This is a genomic window from Chryseobacterium sp. MIQD13 (assembly GCF_050496705.1).
GTDB lineage: Bacteria > Bacteroidota > Bacteroidia > Flavobacteriales > Weeksellaceae > Chryseobacterium.
The window spans coordinates 664,998-677,008 of the sequence record NZ_JBNWAF010000002.1 but is presented as its reverse complement, the minus strand read 5'-3'; the positions used below and the strand labels follow the sequence as shown (position 1 = coordinate 677,008).

Below are 12,011 nucleotides of genomic sequence, written 5' to 3'. Positions count from 1 at the left end.
AACTTATCATTTATCACTAAAAAAACATGGACATATTAAGATTAATAACAGCAGGAAGCGTAGATGACGGTAAAAGCACCCTCATTGGAAGACTGCTTTACGATAGCAAGAGTATTTTGCAGGATCAGCTGGAGGTACTTGAAAAACATTCCAAAAACAAAAATGAGGATGGTGTGGATCTGGCTCTATTAACAGACGGACTCCGTGCTGAAAGAGAACAGGGAATTACCATTGACGTTGCTTACCGGTACTTTTCTACTGCAAAAAGAAAATTCATCATTGCAGATGCTCCGGGGCACGTTCAGTACACCCGGAATATGATTACAGGAGCCTCAAACTCAGACCTGATGATCATTCTTATTGATGCTCGTAAAGGAGTCATTGAGCAAACCAGAAGACATTCCATTATCGCCTCATTACTGAAGTTGAAAAAAGTAGCCGTTGCAATCAACAAAATGGACATGGTAGATTATTCGGAGGATGTTTTTGAAACTATAAAAGCAGATTATTCTAAAATTGCCGAAGGTCTTGGTTTAAATGATGTCACTTACTTCCCGATTTCTGCTCTGAAAGGAGATAATATCGTTTCCTTATCGTCTGTTACAGATTGGTATAAAGGAAGCTCCCTTCTTGAATATCTGGAAGAAGTACAGCTTGGTCAGGAGCAGAATAGTGGCGGCCGCTTTCAGGTACAGTACGTCATTCGCCCGCAAACCGAAGAATTACATGATTACCGTGGTTATGCAGGACAAATCGTAAGCGGAAACTTTCAGAAAGGCAATAAAATAGCGATACTTCCGGCCGGTATCATCACAGAAATTACATCAATAGAAGTTAATGGCGCTGAAGTTCAGGAAGCTTTTGAAGGACAGCCTGTTGTCATTCAGGTTAAAGATGATATAGATATCAGCAGGGGAGATTTCTTTACCTCAGCAGAAGAGCTTCCGAATGTTGAAAAAGAAATAGAAGTACTCTTATGCTGGCTCGATCATAAAGGTCTTCAGCCGGGCAATAAATATGTGCTGCAACACCATAGTAGGCAGTTGAAAGCAGTCGTAAAACAGGTAGATTACAAGATCAATGTCAATACATTGGAACAGGAAGTTGCAGATGAAGGGATAAAACTCAATGAAATTGCCAAAGTAACGATCCGTACGGCACAGCCTTTAGTTTTTGATGATTTTGTAAGCAATAAAAAAACGGGATCGGCTATTTTGGTCGATGAAACGTCCAATGCTACCGTGGCAGCTTGTATAATTCAGTAGAAATGAAAGTATCTGAGCTTTTTATTAATAAGATCCTTGTAAAAAAGCACCACAATCCTGGTGGCTTCTTTGATAAAACCAAGATGAAAGCCTTTGTCAGAAAGCTATATAATATCCTGTTTCTTTCACAGCCTGTAAATACAGCGAATCAACTTCAAGATGATTTTAAAGCATTGGATGAGCTTCTTTTGGATCTGATTAAAAGTACTACACAGGATGAGGTTTTTGCTAAAAAGCAGGCTGATGATTTCTTTCTTGCACTGCCGGATATTTATAATAAGTTGATTCTGGACGCTGAATCTATTCTGGAATTTGATCCTGCAACAGAATCTTTGGAAGAGATACTTCTCTCATATCCCGGCTTTTTTGCAACCTATGTCTACAGGATTTCCCATCAGCTTTGGATTCAGAAAATAAAAACACTGCCGCGTGTCATCTCAGAATATGCGCACAGCAGGACAGGAATAGACATTCATCCGGGAGCAGTTATTGGAGAGCATTTCTTTATTGACCACGGAACAGGAATCGTGATCGGAGAGACAACAGTTATCGGGAATCATGTGAAACTATATCAGGGAGTAACACTGGGAGCCTTGAATGTTTCAAAAGATAAAGCCAATGAGAAAAGGCATCCCAATATTGAAGATCATGTGATTATTTACTCAGGGGCTACCATTTTGGGAGGAGAAACAACCATCGGAAGAGACAGTATTATTGGAGGAAATGTGTGGATCACACAGAACGTACCTTCCAATTCTCTGGTTTACAACAAAAGTGAAATAAAAATAAAAGACAACGGACCCCTTCCTGAATCTTTAACATTTGTGATATAAAAATAAAAAACAACATAAAATTGAATCGGTATGAAGTTCCAGAACACATTAGAAACTATCGGAAATACTCCGGTCGTAAAAATTAATCAACTTTTCGGTACAGATCACAACGTCTGGATCAAACTTGAGAAAGCCAATCCCGGAGGAAGCATCAAAGACAGAATTGCTTTATCCATGATTGAAGATGCAGAAGCTAAAGGTCTTTTAAATAAAGACAGCGTTATTATAGAACCCACAAGCGGAAATACAGGAATTGGACTTGCTTTGGTAGCCGCCGTAAAAAACTATAAGCTGATTCTCGTGATGCCGGAAAGTATGAGTCTGGAACGCCGTAAAATTATGGAATCATACGGAGCAGAATTCGTTCTGACTCCCAGAGAAAAAGGTATGAAAGGAGCCATTGAAAAAGCCGAAGAGCTTGCAAAAGAAACTCCCAATTCATGGATACCGAGACAGTTTGATAATCCGGCCAATGTAAAAATTCACATTGAAACCACAGCACAGGAAATCCTGAAAGACTTTCCGGAAGGAATTGATTATCTGATCACAGGAGTAGGAACCGGAGGCCATATCACAGGAATTTCCCAGGTTCTTAAGCAGAAACTTCCCAATATCAAAGTAATTGCCGTTGAGCCTGAATTATCTCCCGTACTCAGTGGAGGTTCCCCAGCTCCACATCCATTACAGGGATTGGGGGCAGGATTTGTCCCTTCCATTCTGGACACTGCTGTTTTGGATGAAATTGTTCAGATTAATAAAGACGAAGCTTTTGAATACACAAAAAATGCCGCTAAAAAAGAAGGTCTTTTTGTAGGAATTTCTACAGGAGCTGCTTTAGCTGCAGTAGCAAAAAAACGATCTGAAATTCCTGCAGGCTCTACCATTTTAACGGTAAACTATGATACCGGTGAAAGATATCTGTCCATTGAAGGACTTTTCTAGACACCTCTAATAAAAAGATTAAAAATGAAACAAAATAGCAATTCGCCACAGGTTTTTCTTGTTGGCGCAGGACCCGGCGACCCTGATCTGATCACTGTGAAAGCTGTAAAAGCCATTGCTGCAGCCGATGTTATCCTGTGCGACCGCTTGGTAAGTCCTGAAATAATAAACCGCTACGCCAATAAAAATACTGAGATTATTTATGTAGGAAAAGAATGCAGTAAAAATGCTTCTACACCACAATCCCGGATCAATACATTAATTATAGACTATGCTTCTCAGGGTAAAACGGTGGTAAGGCTTAAAGGTGGGGATATATCCTTTTTTTCCAATGTTCTGGACGAGCTGAAAGCACTTAAACAGCATCATATTCCATTTGAAATTGTACCGGGAATTACAGCAGCTTCAGGAGCGGCTGCATATGCCGGAATACCCTTGACAGCAAGAGGTTATGCTACATCCGTACGTTTTCTTACCTATTATAAAACAGAAATCCTAAGCAATGAATACTGGAAAGAGCTGGGAACGTCTGATGATACCTTAGTTTTTTATATGTCCAAGGGCAACCTGAACGGATTGGTTGATCAGTTTTTGGCATTCGGAAAGACGGATAACAAAAAGATTGCTGTCATAGAACAGGCTACTACTCCTTATCAAAAAGTACATACCTCTTCTCTGGAAGACTTTCATAAAAACTTTGGAAATAAAGACTTCGTATCCCCATCGTTGGTGGTTATTGGCAAAGTAGTGAATCTGCATGAAGAATTTTCCTGGCGTGAAACCTCTCTACAGGACGGAGTTTACTTTAAATCTGTAACTAACGGAACCTTAGTGTCAAACAATCAAAATATACTCGAATATGCTGTCTGAAACCAAATTAAATGCCCTCAAAGAAATATCCGGCAGCTTCTCAAGAGACGAAGCAGTCTGGGCCAGTGGTTTTCTTGCAGGTCTTGCAGGATCAGCCGTTGCAGCAAAAGAAGCTGTTCCTCTTGCCATTAATACTGAGACTCTTTCTGCAAAAAAACTGACTCTTGCTTACGGTACTGAAACCGGAAACAGTAAAAAACTGGCAGTAGAGCTTGCCGGAATCATAAAGAAAAAAGGGATTCAGGTAAAACTGGCAGACCTTTCCCAATATAAACCTAAAGATCTTACTAAAGAAGAATATTTCTTTGTAATCATCAGCACGCAGGGAGAAGGAGAACCTCCAGTTCTTGCCAGGAAATTTTACGATTATCTTCATGAAAATGATCCCGATCTCAATAATCTGAAGTTTGGGGTTCTTGCACTAGGTGATACCAGTTATCCATTATTCTGCAAAACAGGGGAAGATGTAGATTCCCGTCTCGAAGTACTGGGTGGCCAACGAATTATTCCTTTAAAAAAATGTGATGTAGATTATGAGCAGGACTCACACAGCTGGGCAGAACATATTCAGAATGTGGTTCATAAAACAGCTGAAAGCAGTCAGAAAAATAGTACAGCACCGAAAGTTTCAACAGGAAGAAAAAAATACCAGGGAAAAATTTCAGCAATTATCAATCTGAATGATATTGAATCTGACAAAGAAACTTATCATATTGAAATTGAAACGGAAGAACCTTTAATTTACAGTTCTGGGGATGCATTGGGCGTTATTGCTTTCAATCCCAAACATGAAGTGGATGAGATTATCAGCCTTACCGGAACTGATCCTCACAAACAGATAACGACTACAAAAATTACTGCCGGGGCAGAAGAACTTTTATATAAACATCTTAACATCAGCTATCTGCTTAAAAATACAGTGGCTCAGTATGCACAGATCACCGGGCATCATATCCCCGAAGTAAGATTAAGTCTTCTTGATCTGCTGCGTATTTATCCGGTGAAAAATGCAGAAGAGTTTGAGCAGGTTCTTACAATTCTGACAGGTCAGTCACCCCGTCTATATTCCATTTCTTCATCGCTTGAAGCTCACGGAGATACTGAAATTCATATTACCGTCGCGAAATCCGAGTTTTTCATCAATGATAAAAAGCAAAATGGATTATGCAGCAGTTTCCTCGCCGAATTTAAGGAAGGAGAAAACCTTGAATTTTATATCCAGGAAGCCAAACATTTCAGGCTTCCGGAGCAGAATAAAGATATCATCATGATCGGGCCGGGAACTGGTATTGCTCCTTTCAGGTCTTTTCTGTACGAAAGAGATGCTGTTGGGGCAGAAGGTAGAAACTGGCTCTTTTTCGGGGACAGGAACTTTGTTTCGGATTTCCTTTATCAGGCAGAGCTTCAGGACTTCCTTAAAACCGGAACCATAACCCATCTCGATCTTGCTTTTTCCAGAGACACCCCTGAAAAAATATATGTTCAGCACAGGCTGGAGCAGAAAGCGCAGGAAGTATACCATTGGCTGGAAGGCGGAGCATCGCTTTACGTATGCGGAACAAAAGATCCCATGAGTAAAGATGTTGAAAAAACAATTCTGAATATCATTCAGGATAAGGGAAAGCACAGCCCGGAAGAAGCTCAGGCTTATCTTGAAGACTTAGAACTCAGCGGCAGATATGTAAAAGACGTGTATTAAATCATAAATGGATAAAATATGACAGATAAGAATAACCTTTCACCTGTTGAAAGGATCAAAACCGGCAGTAACGGACTCAGAGGGACTTTAAAGGAAAGCCTTCTGGATGATTTTACCGGAGCGATCAGAGAAGATGACCAAACCCTCATTAAATTTCATGGAATGTACCAGCAGGACGACAGGGACAGACGTGAGGACAGAATAAGAAAAAAACTGGAATGGCTGTACTCTTATATGATCCGTCTCAGGCTTCCGGGAGGTTTTTTAACTCCTGAACAATGGGTTGGACTTAATGAAATTGCAGGAAAACACTCTACAGGAGTCATTAAAATAACCACACGCCAGACCATTCAGCTACATGGGATCTTAAAATCTCATGTGAAACCCACTATCCAGAGTTTCAATCTGCAGCATCTGGATTCTATTGCAGCCTGTGGCGATGTAAACCGGAATGTGACCTGTACTTCAAACCCTTCCGAGTCACCTTTGCATCAGGAAGCCTATGAATTGGCAGGAAAAATAAGTGAAATGTGTCTGCCGAAAACACAGTCCTATTATGATTTATGGATTGATGATGAAAAGGTAATCGACAGAAAAGCAGAGGAAGATCCTTTGTATCAGGACAGGTATCTTCCTAGAAAACTGAAAATCGGAATTGCAGTTCCTCCAAATAATGATGTAGACGTCTTTATCAATGATATAGCCTTGATTGCGATCATTGAAAATAATAAAATTATCGGCTACAATATTGCTGCAGGAGGAGGTTTAGGCGCCACCCATGGAAATGAAGCAACTTATGCCCGTCTGGCATCTCTTTTAGGCTTTGTAGATACAGAAGAGAAAGCATTGAAAGCGGTGTATGAAATTATTACCGTGCAACGCGATTTCGGAAACAGAAGTGAAAGGAAACTGTCAAGGTTAAAATATACGATAGACAAACTGGGTATTGAGGGCTATAGAGCTGAGGTAGAAAAAAGATGCGGTTTCAATTTTGAGCCTGCCAGAGAATTTAAATTTGAGCAGAGAAAAGACCGTTACGGATGGGTACAGAATCATGAAGGAAAGTGGTTTTATACCTTATTTGTAGAACATGGAAGAGTTCTTGATACAGAAGTATATCCTTTAAAATCAGGTCTTTTAAAGATTGCCCGGACCGGGAAAGTCAATTTCCGTTTTACCTGTAATCAAAACCTTATCCTGTCTGATATTCTGGAAAAAGATAAACCTGAAATTGAAGCCCTGCTTAAAGAATCAGGAATTTCCACATATACCGATGAATCCAGTGCAATACGTAAAAACTCTGTAGCCTGTGTAGCTCTGAATACCTGTTCATTAGCTTTGGCAGAAGCTCAGCGTTATCTGCCGTCTCTCGTTACAAAAATAGAACCTGTTCTTGAGAAATACGGTCTTCAGAATGAGGATATTACCATAAGAATGACAGGCTGTCCCAATGGCTGCGGAAGATCTCCTAATGCAGAAATTGGATTTGTCGGTACAGCTTATGGCAAATATAATCTTCATATCGGGGGCGACAGATTGGGAATGCGCCTGAATACAAAATTCAAAGAAAACATCGGGGAAGAAGAGATTATAGAAACCCTTGATGAGCTTTTCGGGATCTATTCGGAACAGAGAAATCCGGAAGAAACGTTTGGTGACTTCTCTTACCGTTATTTACAAACCATAAAATAAAAAATATGATCAACTTTCTTTACAGGCAGAAAAAAGTCAGGAGACATTACCATGATCTTTTAGGAAGACGAATGTGTATGTGCTGTTCATTCATTGACAACGCATAAATCATTTTTCAACCCTAAATTTTTATACAAGTGAAATCCATACACCACAAATATTTTAGATATTCTATATTCTTATCCGCACTTTTCTTAACGAGCCTTTTTCACGCCCAGCAGCTAATTGAAGTAAGCGGAACCATTCAGCATACAGAAACCCGGAAAGGAATAGCCGGAGTACAGATACAGGCTGAGAAAACACAGGATACAGCAATTACTGATCAGGAGGGAAATTTTAAACTGAGAACAAGAGTGAAAATACCATTCAGGATTGTAATCACTAAAGAAGGATTCGCAGGACAAACAGCCGAAATACTTTCTCTTTCCAATAAAATTGCCATAGAATTAAACCCCCAGAACACCATTATTAACGAAGTCGTTATTTCAGCTTCCCGTGTTCCTGAGAAAATCCTGAAATCACCGATTGCGATTGAAAAGATTGATATAAAAGCCATTCGGGAAAGCCCCGCCGCCTCATTTTATGAAACGCTGGAAAATGTAAAAGGGCTACAATTATTAACCTCTAGTCTTACTTTGAAAGTTCCCAATTCAAGGGGATTCAATTCTCCGAATAACTTCCGTTTTATGCAGCTGGTAGACGGAGTTGATGTGCAGTCTGCCACACTCGGAGTGCCGCTGGGAAATGCAATAGGCCCCACAGAGCTTGATATTCAGTCCATGGAAATTACTCCCGGAGCCGCATCTGCTTTGTATGGAATGAATGCGGTTAACGGGCTCGCCAGTCTTCAGACAAAAGATCCGTTTACTTCAGAAGGAGTAAGTCTCTATTTCAGAGGAGGAGTCAATCATGTAGATAATATCAGTCACAAAACGGCTGCTTTGGGGGAAAGCGCATTTAGAATTGCAAAAGTTCTGAATAAAAACTTTGCAGTAAAGATCAATGCCTCTTATTTCAGCGGTATCGACTGGATTTCTGATAACCGGACAGACCAGAATCCCAACTCATTAATTACCGCGAACCCAAACTTTTCCCTGACCAACAATCCCGCCGAAGACCTCTGGAATAAGTATGGGGACGAAAGGAATAATCGGACCACAGTGAAAGTCAATTATAATGGAAAACCGACCACGTTTAATGTTTCGAGGACAGGTTATTATGAAAAAGATCTGGTAAGCCCGGAAGTGAAAAATGTGAAATTTGATGCCGGATTGTATTACCGTTTCGGAGATCAGTGGAGAACATCTTACGTTTACCGTTACGGTTTGCTGGACGGTACTTTCCAAAGAGGGAACAAGATCCGTCTGCAAAACGCCACAGTTCAGAATCATAAAGTGGAACTTACAGGTAAAGATTTGACATTCAGAGCCTATATGTCGATTGAGAACACCGGAGATTCTTATAACCTGAAGCCCTTGGCAGATAACCTTGATCTTACCAACCTCTCGAACAATAACTGGAAAAATATTTTTCAGACCGTTTTGCAGGACAGGCTTAATTCAGGAGTAAATCTGAATGATGCTTTTATTTTTGCCAGACAGGAAGCGGATAAAAACAGAGTAATTCCCGGAACTGCTGCCTTTGAACAGTTAAAAAATACAATCATAGGAATTAATAACTGGGATTCTGCCAATTCCGGAATTGCCGGAGCACCTGCTACCGGAGGAGCAAAGCTTGAGCAGAAATCCCGCTTTTATCAGGGAGAAATCACCTATGATTTCAGCCGGTTTATAAAAGTATTCAGCCTTCTGGCCGGAGCAGACTATCGTCTTTACAGCATTACTCCGGACGGAAACAACTTTGTTGATTTTGAAAGACCAGTCAGTGAAAGAAATATTCCTCTGTCTGACGGAACTTTCGGTAAAAATGTGATTTACCAGAAATATGGAGCATTTGCCCAGATTACCAAGCTTTTTTTCAATGATAAACTGAAAGTAAATCTGGCATTACGTGTCGACAGAAATCCAGAATTTGAAACAAAGTTCAATCCGAGAATAAGTCTTGTTTACTCTCCTGTCAATCAACATAATTTTAGAGTTTCTTTTCAAAACGGGTATCGCTTTCCTTCCTTGTTTGAAGCATTGTCATTCGTCAATAACGGAAATGTGAGGAGAGTGGGAGGGCTTCCACAGGCCAATGAAGGACTGGGGTATCTTGAAAATTCTTATACACTGGCTTCTATCGATCAGTTTATCGGAGCAGTCAATAAAGATGTGGACGGAGGGCTGAACCAGAATCAGGCAGCACTGAAGAACAGAAACCTTTTAACTGCTGCCAATCTCCCGAAGTTACAGCCTGAAAAGGTAAATTCTTTTGAAATAGGATATAAATCAGCCTTATTGAACAGCAAACTGGTCATCGACTGGGACTTTTACTATAATGTTTATGAAGGATTTCTGGGACAGGTAGAAGTTGCTGTACCTAAAAATGAAAGTATAGGAAGTGACAATTCTGTTTTGGCTATGCTCGACAGAAGCAAACAGGACAGATACAGAGTTTATACAAATAGCAACAGCAAATATAAGAGCTTTGGAACCTCTCTGGGAATTCGCTATAACCTGGTTAAAAACTATAATATCAATGCTAATGTATCGTATAACGATCTTCTGACAACGAATACTTCAGATCTCTTTATTACAGCTTTCAATATACCAAAGTGGGCGATCAATATAAGTGTCGGAAACAGAGAAATTATTAAGAATATAGGGTTTACGGTAACAGCAAGATGGCAGGACAGTTTCCTGTGGGAAAGCCCGCTAGCTTCCGGAAATATTCCTGCTTATTACACTATTGATGCACAGGCAACGTGGAGGCTTCCGGAAATAAAGGCAAGTGTCAAAGTTGGAGCAACGAATCTTCTTAACCGCCGGTATCTTCAATATGCTGCCGGACCTGAAATAGGAGGCCTGTATTATTTGGCATTTACTTATGATTTAAAACTTTAATAAAATGAGTAACTACTTGTACCCCATATTCTTAAAGCTTGAGGAATTATCACTGCTTATCATTGGTGGCGGAAATATTGCTTTGGAAAAACTGGAATCGGTTCTGGCCAATTCTCCTAAAGCACGTATTAAGCTGGTAGCAAAGGAGATCAGTGATCAGATCAGGATATTAAAGCAGGATTATCCCAACCTTACCCTGCATGAAAGGTCTTACACAGATAATGATTTTAACAGTGCCGATCTTGCTATTGTAGCAGTTAATGATATTTTCGTAGCAGAACAGATTCGCGACAGAGCCCATCAGAATAATACATTGGTAAACATTGCCGATAAACCTAATCTGTGTGATTTTTATCTGGGTTCAGTTGTAAAAAAAGGGAACCTTAAAATAGCTGTTTCTACCAACGGAAAATCCCCGACGGTAGCCAAAAGACTGCGTGAAATTTTAACGGAAACTATTCCTGACGAAGAAATGGACGGGCTTTTAGACAATATGCAAAGCATCCGTAACCAGCTGAAAGGTGATTTTACCTATAAAGTAAAAGAGCTGAACAGGCTCACAACGGAGTATCTGGATGGAAAAAAGGACCAGCCAGCTGAAAATAAGCTGGAAATGGAAAAATTAATTAATATCACTAAAACAGTACAGCGAAGAGCCAATATTTACCTTGGAATTATAGGTGTTTTGACTCTTGTTGGAGTATTGGCATTAATTATTTATCAGTTCAATCTGTCTGGAGATATTCAGAGTTTTCTCAATAAGGATGGCCATATTTTTTACTGGATGCTGCTGGCTGGTTTTCTGGCTGAGATTGTGGCAGGATCAATGGGAATGGGATATGGTGTAATCTGTACAACAATTCTTCTATTGTTAAATGTTCCGCCGCCGGTTGTAAGTGCAAGCATCCATTCTGCAGAGTCATTTACCTCAGCAGCCGGAAGCATCAGTCATTATAAATTGGGAAATGTCAATAAAAAAATGGTCTTGGTCTTATTTCCCGTTGCAGCAGTTGGTGCTTTTATCGGGGCATTTGCACTATCTCATTTTGGCGAATATTATGCTCATATTGTGAAGCCTGTTATTGCCTGCTATACACTGTATCTGGGAATCAATATCCTTAGAAATGCATTTAAAGGAAAAGAAAAAAATATTGAAAAAAGAAGACATAAAAGGAAAACAAATCTCAGGGTTCTCGGATTGGCAGGAGGATTTATCGACTCTTTTGCAGGGGGAGGATGGGGACCTTTGGTTACCGGAACATTAATCAAAGAAGGCAGAACGCCGCGGTACGTTGTAGGTAGTTCTACATTAGCCAAGTTTTTACTGACTATTGTTAGTGCTTTAACTTTTATTTTTACGATAGGTATCCATCACTGGAATATTGTACTTGGGCTTCTTTTGGGAGGTGTTTTTACTGCACCTTTTTCAGCGATGTTTGCTTCACGGCTTCCGGCTAAAAAAATGTTTGCCATAGTAGGTGCCGTGGTTATTATCATGAGTCTCATTACCATTGTAAAATCATTGGTATAAGTCTCTTTTTAGATAATATTTCTGTCAAAAACGTCATATTGTGTTTTTTGAAAGGTTTATTCGGGACAGTATATCAGTTATTGAAATTTTATATCAGATATAAATTATTGAAAATCAAAATAATGTTAGCTTTGTGTAAAGTCGATACAGAATTGTATAGTTTTGTTATATTTG

The 12,011-nt window shown here is 39.8% G+C and carries 8 protein-coding genes; all 8 read left to right on the top strand.

The window, feature by feature from the left end; all coding sequences use genetic code 11:
- The first annotated feature begins 26 nt into the window (after positions 1-26).
- The 8 genes from ACQWU4_RS09985 (at position 27) to ACQWU4_RS09950 (ending at position 11,837) form a co-directional block, all read left to right on the top strand.
- Entirely contained in the window at positions 27-1,265 is a 1,239-nt protein-coding gene (locus tag ACQWU4_RS09985; RefSeq protein WP_429935616.1) for a sulfate adenylyltransferase subunit 1, read from the top strand.
- Between the two features lie 2 nt (positions 1,266-1,267).
- Complete coding sequence (gene epsC / locus ACQWU4_RS09980; protein WP_429935615.1) at positions 1,268-2,098, top strand: serine O-acetyltransferase EpsC; 831 nt, start codon at positions 1,268-1,270, stop codon at positions 2,096-2,098.
- 30 nt (positions 2,099-2,128) lie between these two features.
- Complete coding sequence (gene cysK / locus ACQWU4_RS09975) at positions 2,129-3,040, top strand: cysteine synthase A (protein ID WP_429935614.1); 912 nt, start codon at positions 2,129-2,131, stop codon at positions 3,038-3,040.
- Positions 3,041-3,064: 24 nt separating this feature from the next.
- Positions 3,065-3,910: a uroporphyrinogen-III C-methyltransferase gene (gene cobA, locus ACQWU4_RS09970; RefSeq protein ID WP_429935613.1), complete on the top strand. Its 846-nt coding sequence runs from the start codon at positions 3,065-3,067 to the stop codon at positions 3,908-3,910.
- Positions 3,900-5,609, top strand: a complete 1,710-nt coding sequence (locus tag ACQWU4_RS09965) for a diflavin oxidoreductase (RefSeq protein WP_429935612.1) — start codon at positions 3,900-3,902, stop codon at positions 5,607-5,609. Before cobA ends, ACQWU4_RS09965 begins: the two co-directional genes overlap by 11 nt.
- 18 nt (positions 5,610-5,627) lie before the next feature.
- Positions 5,628-7,301 carry an NADPH-dependent assimilatory sulfite reductase hemoprotein subunit gene (locus ACQWU4_RS09960; RefSeq protein ID WP_429935611.1) on the top strand — a complete coding sequence of 558 codons (1,674 nt, stop codon included), beginning with the start codon at positions 5,628-5,630 and terminating at the stop codon, positions 7,299-7,301.
- A 146-nt stretch (positions 7,302-7,447) separates the two neighbouring features.
- The gene (locus ACQWU4_RS09955) at positions 7,448-10,306 is read left to right on the top strand and encodes a TonB-dependent receptor (RefSeq protein ID WP_429936045.1); all 2,859 of its coding nucleotides are present in this window, start codon (positions 7,448-7,450) and stop codon (positions 10,304-10,306) included.
- Positions 10,307-10,310: 4 nt separating this feature from the next.
- Entirely contained in the window at positions 10,311-11,837 is a 1,527-nt protein-coding gene (locus ACQWU4_RS09950) for a TSUP family transporter (RefSeq protein WP_429935610.1), read from the top strand.
- Positions 11,838-12,011: the final 174 nt, after the last annotated feature.